The following is a 14,650-nucleotide window of genomic DNA, read 5'->3' as shown; positions in this document are numbered from 1 at the left end:
ATTATCCTTTCACACCACCGAACGTCAGTCCGGCAATCAGATGCTTTTGTACGATGAAGGTGAGAATGAGCGCGGGAATGATGATCAGCACCGCCATGGCGCTCATCCCGGTCCAGTCAACGGTGAACTGGGCGGTAAAATCCATCAGCCCGACCGGCATGGTCTTCGACGCGGTGGTCCGGGTGAGCTGGCTTGCCAGCGCGAACTCGTTCCATGCCGTCAGAAAGGCAAAGATGCCGGCAGACGCCAGGCCCGAACGGGCGAGCGGGAACTCCACCTTCCAGAAGGCCTGCCAGCGTGTGCAGCCGTCGATCTGGGCGGCCTCGGAAAGATCCGCCGGGATCTGGCGGAAGAAGCCGTCCGTCAGCCAGATGGTGAAGGGGATGTTGATCGCCATATAGACCAGGATCAGTCCGAACTTGGTATCGATCAGCCCGATCTTGCTCCACAGGATGAAGAGCGGCAGCGACAGCGCCACGCCCGGCACGGTGCGCGACAGCATGAAGGAGAGGAACAGCGCACCCTTGCCCTTGAAGCGATAGCGGGCAAAGGCATAGCCGCCCATCATGCCGACGAGGATCGCCACTAAGGTGGAGGTGAGCGAGATCACCAGAGAGTTGATGAAATAGCTCGGAACAGGCAATCCCTGCTGGCGATCAGGCAAAAACCCGAAAATGCCGAGAAAGTTGTTCAGCGTCCACTGCTGCGGGATCCAGACCGGCGGGCGGGCCATGACCTCGACATTGGGACGGAAGGCGGTCATCACCACCCAGGCGCCGGGCACGACGAGGATCATCATGGCGATGAACAGCGTGATCCTGAACAGCCAGCGCTGCCAGGGCTTTTCGATGGACATTGCGCTACTCATTGTGCGCCTCCCATGAATAGCCGCGACTTGGAAAGGTTGCGGTAGAAGATGATGGTGAAGGCGATCGACAGCAGGATGGAGACATAGCCCATGGCATTCGCCATGCCCATCTGCGAGTTCTGGTAGCCGGTCCGCGTCATCAGCGTCCAGATGAGTTCCGTGCGGCCCGCAGGCCCGCCATTGGTCATGATCTTCACCATGTCATAGGCGCGCGCGACGTCGAGCGAGCGGATCGTCATCGCGATCCAGATGAACGGCATCAGGAAGGGCAACGTGATATGGCGGAAGACCTGGATGGCGTTGCAGCCGTCCACCTTGGCCGCCTCGATCGGCTCCTTCGGCATGGCCAGCAGGCCGGCCATCAGCAGGATGGCGAAGATCGAGGTCGACATCCACATTTCGGCGACGATGATCGAGAAGTTGGCGAGCCAGCCATTGACCAGCCACGGGATCGGTTTTTCGATCAGGTTCAGCGCGAACAGCGCATTGTTCACCAGACCGACGGAATCGTTGAACAGGTATTTGAACTGGAAGCCGACGAGGATCGGCGAGAACATCATCGGGAACATCATGATGGTTCTGAGGGTGCGCTGGCCCCAGGTGATGCGGTTGACCAGAAGCGCAAGCCCGAGACCCATGACCATTTCGAGGTTGAGCGCAATGGTGATGAACACGACGGTGCGCCCGAAGGCCCACCAGAAGTCGTCATTGCCCATCAGCCGTTCGTAATTGCGCAGTCCGACGAAATTGTAGAGGGAATCGGGACGCACCAGGTTGTAGCTGGTGAAGCTCGTCCAGAACGACACGAGAAGCGGCACCAGCACGACCGCCAGAATGACGATGATGGCCGGCAGCAGCAGAAGGTAGGGCGTCGCCTGCGGAGACCTGAAAAACTTCATGTCGCGCCTTCGAGAATTGAAAAGAATGGGAGGAATATCCGGCCCCGGGGCCGGTCAAATGCCGCCGGCCCGAAGGCCGGCGACGTCATGCCTTGGGAGGTAGCGGGATCAGTAGTAGCCCGCGTCTTCCATGATGTAGGTCGCTTCCTCGGCGGCATCGTCGAGGGCTTCCTGTGCCGTTTTCTCGCCGACGATGGCCGCCTGCAGCTCGGGCCACAACACGTTGGAGACCTGGATCCACTCCGGAATGAGCGGCGGCGTGCGGGCGTCATCAAGCGAGCCCTTCCACACCGTGAACATCTCGGCGAGGTTTTCCTTGCCGTTCTCGTTGAACCACTTGACGACTTCATCATAGGTCGCCGTGCGGGTCGGCAGATTGCCGGCCATGGCTTCCATCAGTTCGCTCTCGTCATTGGTCATGAACACGGCGAAGGAAACGCCGGCGTCCTTGTTGTCGCAGTCCTGCGTGACCGAGAAGGAGTGCGAGCCGGACCAGCCGCCGCGTTTGCCGGACGAACCGACGGGCGAAACCGCATAGCCGAGGTCATCGGCGATCTTGGAGGCTTCCGGATCGGCGAAGAAGGCTGCCCAGCCCGGCCAGTCGAGGTCGACGGCAAGCTGACCGGCGGCCATGGCCTGGCCGATATCGTCCCAGGTGTAGTTGACCGTGCCGGCCGGAACCGCACCGGCCTCGTAGATGTCGATGAACCACTGCAGCGCCTCGACGCCGGCCTCGGAATTGAACACCGGCTTCATGTCCTCATCAAACATATCGCCGCCATTGGCGCGGAGGATTTCCATGAAGCGGCCCGACATGCCCTCGTCCTTGCCGGCAAAGGCCGTGCCGTAGAGGTTCGGCGGGTCGGCGAAGAAGATCACCTGGTCGCGGAACTCGTCGAAGGTCTTCGGCGGCGCCAGTTCGGTGCCATACTTCTCTTTCCACGCGGCCTGGTTTGCCGGATCGGCATAAAGGCTCTTGCGGTAGTAGATGTTGGAAACGTCGGTGACGCGCGGCAACTGCACGAGGCGGCCATCGACCGTGGAAGCCTTCAGCGTGCCCTGGACATATTTGTCGAGCTCGGACTGCGGAATGTGCTCCGACAGATCGATATAGAGATTGCCATATTGCGGGGCGAAGCTCGTATGGTTGGAGCCGACGCACCAGGAAATGCCGCCGGCGGCAATGTCCTGCTTGATCTCGCGGTCAAGATCGAAGTGGTTCTTCGAAGAAACGATCTCGACCTTGGCGCCCGTCATTTCTTCCCATTCGGGGATACGGGTATAGAGCTTCTCATACTGAGTGCCGCCGATCAGCTTCACCTTCAGCGTATAGTCCGGGAAGCTGCCATAGTCGAAATCATCGGCCTGGGCCGATGCGGCAAGGCCGCCGACGGCGCAGCAAGCGACGAGCGTCGCTTTCAGAAGTTTCATTCGCATCATTCTCCTCCTCTCGCGTTCAAGCCCAGAAAAGACTTGATCCTCCATATTTGAAAAGTCTATTCGTATATAAGCACCATTTCGGCGAGGCCGTCAACGCTGCTCTTGATATTGGACAGGAACACCGGCAACTTCGCTGCATTTTCAGGGTGAAAAAGATTACCCGCCGCTTGAGGATCGACCATGGCAACAGATGAATCCGACCGTTACCGCGCTCCGGCGCTCGACAAGGGACTCGATATTTTCGAGCTGCTCGCGGAAACGGACGGTGCGCTCAGCCAGGCGGAGATCGCCAAGTCGCTCGGACGCACGCCAAACGAGATCTACCGCATGCTCGACCGGCTGGTCCGGCGCGAATATATCCGCCGCACGCCGGAGGACCGTTACGAGATCACGCTGAAAATGTTCGAGCTGGTCCATGCCCGCCCGCCGCTGCGGCGGCTCGTCAACCAGGCGGTCCCGCTTCTGCAGAAGGTCGCGCAGGAATCGGGCCAGTCGTGCCATCTCGTGGTGTTCGACCGCAATGCCGCCGTCGTCGTCGCCCAGGTGGACGCGCCGAGCTACTGGACGCTCGCCGTTCGTGTCGGCACTCAACTCAAGCTGACCTCGACCGGCTCCGGCCTCGTTTTCCTTGCCTTCTCGTCGGCCGAGAACCGGGCGCTGATGCTGAAGGGCGCGGGCGAGACGATGTCGCCGCAGGTCGAGGCGCTGCTCGAAAGCATTCGCAGGGACGGCTACACAATGATGCCGTCGGAACAGATCGCCGGCGTCACAAACCTTTCGGCCCCCGTCATCGGCCCGCTCGGCTCGGTGATGGCGGTCGTCACCTCGCCCTATACGGAACGCCTCGACCGCGACAGCAGCGAAGACCGCGCCCATACGCTTGAACTGGTGCGCGCGGCTGCCGCCAACCTGTCGAAGGGACGGCCGGAGGACTGACATCTAGACAGCCCGCCCCGAAAAGGCCGGGCAAACCGAGGCAATACGCCCGCGCGGGCCAAGGGAGGACCAAATGCGCATCATCGATACCCATCTCCACCTCGTCTACAAGGACCGCTTCTCCTATCCCTGGCTGAAGGACGCCCCGGCCCTTGACCGCCAGACAACGGCGGAAGACTATTTCGCCCGCGCCGAAAGGCTCGGCATCGAAAAGGCGCTGCACATGGAGGTCGATGTCGCGGAGGGTGACATGGAAGCCGAGAGCGCCTTCATCGTCGGCGCTCATGAGAGGATTGCCGGCGCGATTGCCGCCGGTCGGCCGGAAAGTCCGGACTTTGCCGCCTATCTGGAACGCATCGCCGCAATCGATGGGGTCAAGGGCCTGCGCCGCGTGCTGCATATCATGCCGGACGCGCTCTCCCAGTCGGATATTTTTGTCGAGAATATCCGTCGGCTTGCAGCCCACGACCTGACCTTCGACCTCTGCGTGGCCGCGCGGCAGCTTCCGCTCGCCATCGATCTGGCGCAGAAATGCCCGGAGGTTCAGTTCGTGCTCGACCATTGCGGCGTGCCGGACATCGAGAATGACAGACTGGACCCCTGGCGCGATCATATCGGTGAGATCGCAAGGCTCGCCAATGTCACGGCGAAAATCTCAGGCGTGATCGCCTATGGCGGCGCGGACTGGAGCGTCGAAAGCCTGCGCCCCTATGTCAGCCACGTCATCGACACCTTCACCTTCGACCGCGTCGTCTGGGGTTCGGACTTTCCGGTGTGCACGCTGTTCGCGAGCCTTGAGGACTGGGTCGCGGCGTCGAAGGAACTGGTCGCGGATGCCAGCGCGGACGAGCAGAAGAAACTGTTCAGCGTCAATGCGGAGAAGGTCTACCGGCTCTAGAAGGCATCGACGCGACCTCATCTTATTGCTGAAACAGGGAGGAACCCATGCAGCGCATCGGAATGGTGATCAAACTCAACGCCGACAAGATTGACGAGTACAAGCGACTGCACGCCAATGCCTGGCCGGACGTGCTGGACATGATCAAGAAGTGCAATATCCAGAACTACACGATTTTTCTCCGCGAGCCGGAAAACCTGCTGTTTTCCTATTACGAATATACCGGCGACGACTACGAGGCTGATCAGGCCAAGATGGCCGCCGATCCGAAGACGCAAGAATGGTGGTCTGTCTGCATGCCATGCCAGAAACCGCTCGACACCGCCAAGGAAGGCGAATGGTGGGTCGAAATGGAAGACGTCTTCCATCTCGCCTGAGGGCTGCAACGGACTGGGCTGTTCGAAGCCGCGGTCATCCGTCGCCATTGCCGAATCGGAAGCAATGGCGGCTGAGGCATCAAGAAAACTGAGGCCCCTGTCGGAGCGGGCCTCAGATCTTCTTCACGAATTCCGATTTCAGCTTCATGGCGCCAAAACCGTCTATCTTGCAGTCGATATTGTGATCGCCTTCGACAAGACGGATGTTCTTCACCTTGGTGCCGACCTTGAGAACCTGGCTTGAGCCCTTGAGCTTCAGGTCCTTGATGACGGTGACCGTATCGCCATCGGCCAGCAGATTGCCATTGGCGTCCTTGAATTCCGGTTCGCCGTTCTCTTCCGTCCCCGGCGTCCATTCGTGCCCGCATTCAGGGCAGATCAAAAGCGCTCCGTCTTCGTATGTGTAAACGGACTGGCATTTGGGACAGGGCGGCAATTCGCTCATGATCATCCTCTTGATTGTTGGCGCTGCGGTGAGCCGGATTGGCGCCACGAAGACTGCACGGCGCATATTGCGATGGTCGAGAAAACAAGGCTTCGTAGTGTGAAAAGGAACGCCTGTCGAGTGGAGACGCGTAGTTACGCGGCAGCACGCTCAAGGACCGCGACCGGAAGGAAAACGCACGGAGCCGAATGCGCCCCCTTGAATTCCATCCAAATTTGAATAATCTCTTCACATAAGAATGACGCTCTCACCTGAAGGAGGAGCAGGTTGTCAAAAACGTCTCGCAGCCCGGCGCAAAGCTGGGCAGCGGCAGGTTCGCCGCGCCCTATCGTCATCATCGGAGGCGGTTCAATCGTCGCCGATGCCCATCTGCCCGCCTATCGCATGGCCGGCCTGCCGGTCGCCGGCGTGTTCGATCTCGATGCCGAGCGCACCGCCAAGGTTGCCGTCGACTGGGACATCACGCCCTTTGCCAGCCTTGAGGAGGCGATCGCGACGGAAAACGCCGTCTTCGATCTGGCGCTGCCGCCGGTCGCTCATCAGGGCGTGATCGAGAAACTGCCGGAAGGGGCGCCCGCCCTTCTGCAAAAACCGATGGGCCGTGACCTTGCAGAGGCGACCGCGATCCTGAAAGCCTGCCGCGAGCGCAAGTTGACGGCCGCCGTCAATTTCCAGCTTCGCTTCTCGCCGATGATGCTGGCGATCCATGACCTTTACAAGAGCGGCGCGCTGGGCGAACTGGTCGATGTCGAACTGCACGCCAACATCATGACGCCCTGGCATCTCTGGCCGTTCCTGAAGGGCATGGAGCGCGTCGAGATCCTGCTGCACTCGATCCATTATCTGGACCTGATGCGCCATTTCCTCGGCGATCCGCGCGGCATCCACGCAAAGACCCTCGGCCATCCCGACACCACGGTTTCGCAGTCGCGCACATCGGCGATCCTCGATTATCCCGAGCCCGTGCGCGCGGTCATGTCGGTCAATCACAATCATGATTTCGGCCCGAAATTCCAGGATTGCTATTTCCGTTTCGAAGGCACCAAGGGCGTCGCCATCACCACGCTCGGCGTCAATCTCGACTACCCCAAGGGCGTGCCGGACGAGCTCTGGTTCTGCGAAAAGGGCGGCGACTGGGAAGAGATCCCTCTTTCCGGCACCTGGTTTCCCCACGCCTTCATCGGCGTGATGAACAATCTCCAGCGTTTCATCGCCGGCAAGGACGACACCCTTCTGACAAGCGTCGAGGACGCATGGAACACCATGGCGCTGGTCGAGGCCGCTTATGAGAGCAGCGCCCGCCCGGCGACCCCGATCAAGGAAAAACCATGACCGCAGACAAGACTGACCTGCCGCTTTCGGGCGTGCTGGTACTCGACATGTGCCAGTTTCTCTCCGGCCCCTATTGTTCGCTGCGCCTGCAGGACCTCGGCGCGCGCGTGATCAAGATCGAGCGGCCCGGCCTCGGCGATCTTTCCCGCCGGCTTTACCTCTCCGACACCGAGATCGGCGGCGATTCGACGATTTTCCACGCGATCAACCGCTCCAAGGAAAGCCTCGCGCTGGACATGAAGGACCCGAACGACCTGGCCGCGCTGAAAAAGCTGATCGGCAAGGCGGATGTGGTGCTGCAGAACTTCCGCCCCGGCGTGATCAAGCGGATCGGGCTCGATTACGAGACGCTGAAGAAGGACTTTCCCGGCCTCGTCTACGGTTCGATCACCGGCTATGGCGATGAGGGCCCCTGGGTCAGTCGTCCGGGCCAGGACCTTCTGGCGCAGGCGCGCTCCGGCGTGATGTGGCTGAACGGCGATGACGGCCAGGGACCGGTTCCCTTCGGCCTTGCCATTGCCGACATGCTGGCGGGCGCCGCGCTCGCGCAGGGCGTTCTCGCGGCGCTGGTGAAGCAGGGCCGCACGGGCAAGGGTTCCCATGTGGAAACGAGCCTGCTGGAAGCCATGATCGACTTCCAGTTCGAGGTTCTGACGACGCATCTCAATGACGGTGAGCGGCCGCCGAAGCGTTCCGCCTTCCGCTCGGCCCACGCCTATCTCTCCGCCCCCTACGGCGTCTATCAGACCGCCGATGGCTGGCTGACGCTTGCGATGATGCCGATCGACCAGTTGGCCGATGTGCTGAAGCTCGATGATCTGGCGCCCTATCGCGGCAAGCCGGACCTCTGGTTTACCGCGCGCGACGACATCAAGCGCATCATCGCCAAACACCTTGCCACCGAAACGACGGAACACTGGCTCTCCATTCTCGAACCCGCCGATGTCTGGTGCGCCAAGGTGCTCGACTGGCCGGAACTGATGAACCATGCCGGCTTCAAGGTGCTCGACATGCTGCAGACGGTGACGCGCGAGGACGGGGTTTCGATCCGCACCACGCGCTCGCCGCTGAGGGTCGACGGCAAACGCATGCAGACCGACCGCGCCGCGCCTAAAATCGGCGAGCAGAGCGATGCCATCAGAGCGGAGTTCGGCCTGTGACGATCAAACTGAAAGGCATGACCTGGAGCCATCCGCGCGGCTATGATCCGATGGTGGCAAGTGCCGCCGAATGGCAGAAGAAGACCGGCGTCGCAATCGAGTGGGACAAGCGCAGCCTGCAGGATTTCGAGAGTTTTCCGGTCGAGGAACTGGCCCGGCAATACGACATGATCGTCATCGATCATCCGCATGTGGGCCAGATCACGGCCGAGAACTGCCTGGCGCTGCTTGATGTCCCCGGCCGCGAGGACGAGCGGGATGCGCTTGCTAGGGGGTCGGTCGGCGCGTCCTATCCGAGCTACCACTATCACGGCCATCAATGGGCCTTCCCTCTGGATGCCGCTGCCCAGGTGATGGCCTACCGCGAGGACCTGGTTTCGGCGCTGCCGCAAGACTGGGACAGCCTGATCGCGCTTGCCTGCGAGGGTCGCGTCATGCTGCCGCTGCGCCCGCCGCACAATCTGATGACCTTTTATACGCTCGCCGCCAATACCGGCACGCCCTGCCAGACGGAAACGCGAGCGCCGCTGATCGCCGTTGACGACGGCATCGCCGTCTATGAAAAACTCGCCGAACTGGCCAGCATGGTGCCGGCGGAAAATTTTGCCATGGACCCGATCGCCGTGCTTGAAGCGCTGGCCGAGCCTGAGCCGAAGGCGGCCCTTTCACCCTATATCTACGGCTATGTGAATTACGCCATGGACGGCTTCCGTCCGCAACGCCTGACCTTCACTGACATTCTGGCACTTGGCGAAAACGGCCCCTGCGGCTCGGCGCTTGGCGGCACCGGCATTGCCGTCTCGGCGTTTTCCGAAAACAGGCAAGCCGCTATCGACTATGCCTATTGGGTCGCAGGCGGCGCGGTTCAGTCGGGTCTCTACCCGGAAGCCGGCGGGCAGCCCGGTCATGACGCCGGCTGGACCGATGAAGCGGTCAACGCGAAGACCCATGATTTCTACCGCAACACGCGACAAACGCTGGAAACGTCGTTCCTGCGTCCGCGCCATAACGGCTACATGCGTTTCCAGGCGGAAGCCTCCGATGCGCTTAACGAGGCGCTCAGCGATGGGGCAACCGCCCATGCGGCCATCGCGCGGATCAATAAATTGTTCGAGGAGAGTTTCTGATGGAGCGGCCACGCCATTTCGAGGATATCAAGGTCGGCGAGGAGCGCCGCACCTATGGACGGACGATCACCGAGACGGATTTCGTCGTCCATGCGGGCCATACGGGCGATTTTTTCCCGCATCACATGGATACGGAATTCATGAAGGATCACCCCTTCGGCCAGCGCATCGCCCACGGCACCATGACCTTTGCCATCGGCATCGGATTGTCGGCATCCGAGATCAACCCGCTTTCCTTCACCTATGGCTATGAGCGGCTGCGCTTTCCGAAGCCCGTCTTCATCGGCGATACGATCCACACCGTGCTGACGATCGCCCGCTGCGAGGATGATCCGAAACGGCCGGGCCATGGCCGGGTGATCGAGGAGGTCCGCGTCTGGAACCAGCGCGAAGAGGTCGTCATGGCCTGCGACCATGTCTATCTGGTCGAGCGGCGCGAAAAGTAAGTCGGCGAGATCGCCATAATACCTGTCTGCCTGGGACGGAACAGCACCAGTCGCTGGTCATCCGATCTCCCCCCTTGAGGGGGAGATGCCCTGACAGGGGCAGAGGGGGGTGAAACACCTGCAAGACGGCAGAGTGCCTGAGGTGAGGTCTGTTACCCCCCTCTGTCGCGTTCGCGACATCTCCCCCTCAAGGGGGGAGATTGGTGCGGCAAATCACTCGGGGACCCAACATCATCAGATCATTGCCCCGCAGCAAAGCACGATCTTATCGCCCTACCCCCAGCTCAGCGGCGGGCCGTCTTCGCGAAATCGGTCGAACTGCTCGATGGCGCGGATCGAGCGGCCGTTGTCGATGGCGGCAAGGTCGAGGATCACGGTGTTGGCGACCGTCATCGGGATGACGAGCGATTGCGACTGGCCGAGCGAGCCGCGCGAAATGGTGATGTGATGCTCCGGCGGCGGGGAAAACCTGCCGCCCCGCACATCGGTCACGGCAAGCGTCGTTGCGCCGCGTTCGGCGGCAACGGTGCGGATATCCTGCACCAGCGGCGGCAGTTTGCGAAAGGCGAAGAGCCAGAGCACATCATCGGCCGTCATCGTCATCAGCTTTTCGCGCATCTGGTTCGGCGTGGCTGTCAGATCGACCGCATCATAGCCGGAGCGGTTGAGCCTGAGGCCCAGAAGCTGGGCAAGCGCACCGGCATGTCCCGTGCCGATGATGAAGACCTTGCGGCAGTCGCGAACCGTTTCGGCGAACTTTCGGATCTGCCGGTCATCGACGCTGTTGCGGGCCGCCTCGAGAGCCGCGATCTCGCTGTCGATGACGGAGGAGACCAGTTCGCCCTCGTCGGCGCGCAGGAGACGGGCGGCGACGCGGGCGGCGCCATTGTCGAAGTCCTCGCCCTCGCCTGCCAGGCTGTTCTGCAGAAAGGTGCGGAATTCCGGATAGCCTTCAAACCCGAGACGGCGGGCAAGCCGAACGGCGGATGAGGGATGAAGCCCGGCGCGGGTCGAGATCTCCTTGCCGTTTTCCAGCGCCGCGCGCAGCGGGTTTTGCAGAAGCACGTCGAGAAGCCGCGTATCGGCCTGGGTCAGACGCTCGGAATTGAGCGCCACGAGATCGCTCAGGTGCTGGGGAATGCCATCGGGTATGTTCATGTCGGCTCTTAAAGTCTTCCTCAGTCCTGCAAGACAACCTGCTGCTGCGTTTCGACGCGCGCGCCCGTCTCCGCGTCGAAGAAATGCGCCGCATTCATGTCGCAGGCAATCCAGCAATCGGAAAGGTCGCCCGGAAGCGCGCTGCGGTGACACGTCAGCGTAACCCGGCCCGCAGGCGTTTCGCAATGAAGCACGACATCCGATCCCGTCATTTCGCTCAAGGTGACGCTTGCCGGCAGCGCCACGCCCTCCGGTCTTGTCGCCGTGATCGTCAGCGCATCGGAGCGCAGGCCGATCGTCAGCCCTGCCGGCACAACGCCGCCGGGCACATTGCCGGCATCAAGGAAATTCATCTCCGGCGCGCCGATGAATGAGGCAACGAAACGGTTGGCAGGCTGGTCATAGATCGCCTCTGGCGTGTCGAACTGCTGCAGATAGCCGCCCTTCATCACAGCGATCCTGTCAGCAAGCGACAAGGCCTCGGTCTGGTCGTGGGTGACGTAGACGATGGTCGCCTTCAGCGCCTTGTGCAGTTCCTTGATCTCGCGGCGCATGACCACGCGCAACGCATTGTCGAGATTGGAAAGCGGCTCGTCCATCAGGAAGGTCGAGGTGTCGCGCGCAATCGCCCGGCCCATGGCAACGCGCTGACGCTGCCCGCCGGAAAGGGCGGCGGGCTTGCGATCGAGATAGGGGGTGAGCTGCAGCGTGGCGGCAACTTCTTCGGCCCGGCGATTGCGCTCCTTCTTGGCCACGCCGCGCAGTTCCAGCCCGAAGGCGATATTCTCGCGCACGCTCATATGCGGGTATAGCGCGTAGTTCTGGAAGATCATCGCGATATCGCGGTCCTGCGGCGAGGTGTCGTTGGCGCGCTTGCCGTCGATTTCAATATCGCCCTCGCGGCAATCTTCGAGCCCAGCGATCAGGCGCAAAAGCGTCGACTTGCCGCAGCCGGAGGGGCCGACGATGACCACGAACTCACCGGGGCGTATATCCATCGAAACGCCATGCAGCACCGTCGGGCCATTGTCATAGGCCTTGCGGATGTTTTTCAAGGAAATGCTGCTCATCGCGCGGCCTCCTTTGTCCGTTGATCACGTATGTCGATCGCCAGCCGAGGCCGATCGGTGGTGAACACCTTGAGGCCGAGATCGAAGGCCCTGGTGATCTGCGCGGTGGTGTGCGCGGCCCAGGCGCCGAAGGCGAGGCCTGCGTCTTCCGCCTGCTGTTTCAGCAAGGCATCGGCCATGTCGATATTGACGGCGATCTCGCCAATGCCGCGGCTGCGGGCGATCTCGATCACGCCGCGACTGCCAAGCTGGGTCAGAACCGGCGGGCTGACAAGCCAGAGCGCGGGCCGCTCGGTTGCCTCTCTCAGAGCATCGAGACTTTCTAGCAGGAAGGACGAAAACACCGTGGTTTCCAGCCGGCCGGCCCTGTCGAGCGCGGCAATCACCTGCGGCACGAAGTTCTCGTAAGGCCGGCCATCGGCGCCGGGCTTGATCTCGCAGCGGAAGGCGACCTTGCTCAGCCTGAAGATGTCGCAAAGCTCCTCGACGAACAGCGGATGACGAAACCCGTCGGCGGCGTGATTGACAATCGCCGCGCGCACATCCGCTGCCTTCATCTCGGCGATCACGCCGGTGCGGTCGGTGGTTCGGTCCAGCGTTGCGTCATGATTGACGATGATGCGGTCGTCGGCGGTCGGGTGGAGGTCGAATTCCACCTCATCGACATCCATCGCCGCCGTTGCGGAAAAGCCCGCAAAGGTGCTGTCGCCATAGTCCAGGGTTCCGCCGCGATGGGAGGCAATGCGTGTCACAGTCTTTTCCTTTTTTATGAAATGTCGCGTCATTTGACGGCGCCCATGGTGATGCCGCGCACCAGATGCCGTTCGACCAGAACAAAGCCGGCAATGACCGGCAGCATGGAAATGGCCGATGCCGCCATGACCAGTGGCCAGTTGATCAGCCCCTCGCCCGGATTGATCCGGTAGAGGCGGGCAAGGCCGACCTGCAGCGTGTAAAGATCTTCTCGGCTGGTGGCGACGAGCGGCCAGATATAGTTGTTCCACTCGGTGATGAAGATGTAGAGGCCCATGGAGAGAATGGCCGGTTTGGCAATCGGTACGATCACCCGCCACAAGACCTTCAGCGGCGATGCGCCATCCATATAGGCGGCCTCGTCCAACGCGCGCGGAATGCCGCGAATATATTGCCGCAGGAAGAAGGCGGCGAAGCCGTTCGAGATCGCCGGCAGGATGAGGCCGGCATAGCTGTCGAGCAGCCCGACCTTCGCCAGCGTCAGATAGTTCGGGATCAGGCTGATATGGCTCGGGATCATCAGCGTCGCCACCGTTGCGGCAAACAAGAGGTTCGAGCCGAAGAAGCTGTAGCGGGCAAAGGCATAGGCGGCCATGGTGGCAAAGCTGATGCCGATGAGCGTGACCGCGCCGGAGACGATGAGACTGTTCAGCAGATAGCGCGCGAAATTATACTGGCCGATGGCGAGCTGGTAATTGCCGAGCGTGAAATCGACCGTGCCGGTGTAGTAGGCCGTCGAAGTCTGAAACGACATCCAGATCGAATAGAGAACCGGCGACAGGAAGATGAGCCCGGCCAGGAGTGCCAACCCGGCCAGAATGGGATTGTCAGGCTTCATAATGCACCTTCCGGCCGAGAACGCGCGACTTGATGACGGCAAGCGCGATGAGGAGGATGAAGAGCAGCACGGCAAGCGCCGAGCCCTGTCCGATGTCGAAGAAGGTGAAGCCGATCCGGTAAAGCAGGTTGACCAGAAGATCGGTCGCGCCAGCCGGACCGCCCTCGGTCATCACCGAGACAAGGGTAAACACCTGAAACGCCTCGATCACCGAGATCACCAGCAGGAAGTAAGTCGTCGGCATGACAAGCGGGATGGTGACGCGTCGGAAGACATGACGACGCTTGCCGCCATCGACGGCCGCCGCATCGTAAAGCTCCTGCGGAATGGCCTGCAGGCCGGCAATATAGATGACGATATCATAGCCGAGCTGTTTCCAGGTGTTGATGAAGATCAGCACGCCAAGCGCCAGATCCGGCCGCTGCATCCAGCGGATTTTCTCGACGCCGAACATCTCCAGCACGCCATTCGCCATGCCGAAATCGGTGGAGAACACCCATGAGAACACGACGGCGATGGAAACGGTCGAGGTCACCGATGGCAGAAACAGCGCGCCGCGCAGAATGCGCCGTGAGAAGGTCTCGCGCGTCAACGCGCTTGCAATCAAAAGCGCCAGCGCGAGGCGGATCGGCACGGAGACGAAGGCGAAGATCATAGTCACCCGCACCGAATTCCAGAACTCGCGGGAATTGAACAGGATCCGGTAATTCTCAAACCCGACAAACGGCTTGTCGGCGGTCATGAAATCCCATTGCCGAAAGCTCAGATCGATACTGGTGGCAATCGGAATATAGGTGAAGACCGCGATGAAGGAGATCAGCGGCAGGACGAAGAGATAGGGCGTCAGCTTGCGCGGCATGGGGCGGACTTTCGCACAGGCGCCGGAAATGCGCTTGTCATTGG

The 14,650-nt window shown here is 61.3% G+C and carries 16 protein-coding genes; 7 read left to right on the top strand and 9 right to left on the bottom strand.

The genetic code is table 11. The features are described 5' to 3' along the window. Position 1: 1 nt before the first annotated feature. The 3 genes from GGR30_RS16160 to GGR30_RS16150 form a co-directional block, all read right to left on the bottom strand. Positions 2–868 carry a carbohydrate ABC transporter permease gene (locus GGR30_RS16160; protein ID WP_246413953.1) on the bottom strand — a complete coding sequence of 289 codons (867 nt, stop codon included), beginning with the start codon at positions 866–868 and terminating at the stop codon, positions 2–4. Then, the gene (locus tag GGR30_RS16155) at positions 865–1,767 is read right to left on the bottom strand and encodes a carbohydrate ABC transporter permease (protein ID WP_024706237.1); all 903 of its coding nucleotides are present in this window, start codon (positions 1,765–1,767) and stop codon (positions 865–867) included. The genes GGR30_RS16160 and GGR30_RS16155 overlap by 4 nt, the downstream gene beginning before the upstream one ends. A 108-nt stretch (positions 1,768–1,875) precedes the next feature. After that, entirely contained in the window at positions 1,876–3,198 is a 1,323-nt protein-coding gene (locus GGR30_RS16150) for an ABC transporter substrate-binding protein (protein ID WP_183488193.1), read from the bottom strand. Positions 3,199–3,387: 189 nt separating this feature from the next. On the opposite strand from GGR30_RS16150, the gene GGR30_RS16145 reads away from it, so the two are divergent. From GGR30_RS16145 to GGR30_RS16135, 3 genes are all read left to right on the top strand, one after another. Continuing rightward, on the top strand, positions 3,388–4,143 hold the full coding sequence (locus GGR30_RS16145) for an IclR family transcriptional regulator (RefSeq protein ID WP_183488191.1): 756 nt from the start codon (positions 3,388–3,390) through the stop codon (positions 4,141–4,143). 73 nt (positions 4,144–4,216) lie between these two features. After that, complete coding sequence (locus GGR30_RS16140; protein WP_183488189.1) at positions 4,217–5,041, top strand: amidohydrolase family protein; 825 nt, start codon at positions 4,217–4,219, stop codon at positions 5,039–5,041. A 47-nt stretch (positions 5,042–5,088) separates the two neighbouring features. After that, positions 5,089–5,418 carry an L-rhamnose mutarotase gene (locus tag GGR30_RS16135; RefSeq protein ID WP_183488187.1) on the top strand — a complete coding sequence of 110 codons (330 nt, stop codon included), beginning with the start codon at positions 5,089–5,091 and terminating at the stop codon, positions 5,416–5,418. A gap of 112 nt (positions 5,419–5,530) precedes the next feature. On the opposite strand, the gene GGR30_RS16130 is transcribed toward GGR30_RS16135, so the two are convergent. After that, the gene (locus tag GGR30_RS16130; RefSeq protein WP_183488185.1) at positions 5,531–5,863 is read right to left on the bottom strand and encodes a zinc ribbon domain-containing protein YjdM; all 333 of its coding nucleotides are present in this window, start codon (positions 5,861–5,863) and stop codon (positions 5,531–5,533) included. Positions 5,864–6,130: 267 nt separating this feature from the next. Between GGR30_RS16130 and GGR30_RS16125 the strand changes: the two genes are divergently transcribed. Genes GGR30_RS16125 through GGR30_RS16110 form a run of 4 tightly spaced genes read left to right on the top strand, consistent with a single transcriptional unit; the run spans position 6,131 to position 9,928 of the window. Continuing rightward, entirely contained in the window at positions 6,131–7,195 is a 1,065-nt protein-coding gene (locus GGR30_RS16125; protein WP_183488182.1) for a Gfo/Idh/MocA family protein, read from the top strand. Then, positions 7,192–8,355 (top strand): CaiB/BaiF CoA transferase family protein, encoded by a 1,164-nt coding sequence (locus GGR30_RS16120; protein ID WP_183488180.1) that lies wholly within the window; start codon positions 7,192–7,194, stop codon positions 8,353–8,355. The genes GGR30_RS16125 and GGR30_RS16120 overlap by 4 nt, the downstream gene beginning before the upstream one ends. 17 nt (positions 8,356–8,372) lie before the next feature. Further along, positions 8,373–9,482, top strand: coding sequence for an ABC transporter substrate-binding protein (locus tag GGR30_RS16115; RefSeq protein ID WP_183488305.1), 1,110 nt, complete (start codon positions 8,373–8,375; stop codon positions 9,480–9,482). Continuing rightward, positions 9,482–9,928: a MaoC/PaaZ C-terminal domain-containing protein gene (locus GGR30_RS16110; protein WP_183488178.1), complete on the top strand. Its 447-nt coding sequence runs from the start codon at positions 9,482–9,484 to the stop codon at positions 9,926–9,928. Before GGR30_RS16115 ends, GGR30_RS16110 begins: the two co-directional genes overlap by 1 nt. 273 nt (positions 9,929–10,201) lie before the next feature. Here GGR30_RS16110 and GGR30_RS16105 read toward each other — a convergent pair whose 3' ends face one another. Genes GGR30_RS16105 through GGR30_RS16085 form a run of 5 tightly spaced genes read right to left on the bottom strand, consistent with a single transcriptional unit; the run spans position 10,202 to position 14,606 of the window. Beyond that, positions 10,202–11,086 (bottom strand): MurR/RpiR family transcriptional regulator, encoded by an 885-nt coding sequence (locus GGR30_RS16105; protein ID WP_183488176.1) that lies wholly within the window; start codon positions 11,084–11,086, stop codon positions 10,202–10,204. A gap of 20 nt (positions 11,087–11,106) precedes the next feature. Then, complete coding sequence (locus GGR30_RS16100; RefSeq protein ID WP_183488174.1) at positions 11,107–12,156, bottom strand: ABC transporter ATP-binding protein; 1,050 nt, start codon at positions 12,154–12,156, stop codon at positions 11,107–11,109. Beyond that, a complete protein-coding gene (locus GGR30_RS16095) occupies positions 12,153–12,908 on the bottom strand; it encodes a glycerophosphodiester phosphodiesterase family protein (RefSeq protein WP_343066512.1) in 756 nt (251 codons plus the stop codon). Before GGR30_RS16095 ends, GGR30_RS16100 begins: the two co-directional genes overlap by 4 nt. 29 nt (positions 12,909–12,937) lie before the next feature. Beyond that, positions 12,938–13,747 (bottom strand): carbohydrate ABC transporter permease, encoded by an 810-nt coding sequence (locus GGR30_RS16090; RefSeq protein ID WP_183488161.1) that lies wholly within the window; start codon positions 13,745–13,747, stop codon positions 12,938–12,940. After that, on the bottom strand, positions 13,737–14,606 hold the full coding sequence (locus GGR30_RS16085) for a carbohydrate ABC transporter permease (RefSeq protein WP_183488159.1): 870 nt from the start codon (positions 14,604–14,606) through the stop codon (positions 13,737–13,739). The genes GGR30_RS16090 and GGR30_RS16085 overlap by 11 nt, the downstream gene beginning before the upstream one ends. Between the last annotated feature and the right edge of the window lie 44 nt (positions 14,607–14,650).

The organism is Martelella radicis, assembly GCF_014196625.1.
In the GTDB taxonomy this organism is placed as follows: domain Bacteria; phylum Pseudomonadota; class Alphaproteobacteria; order Rhizobiales; family Rhizobiaceae; genus Martelella; species Martelella radicis.
Note: the sequence above shows the minus strand (reverse complement) of the source record. Positions and strands in the feature narration are given on the sequence as shown.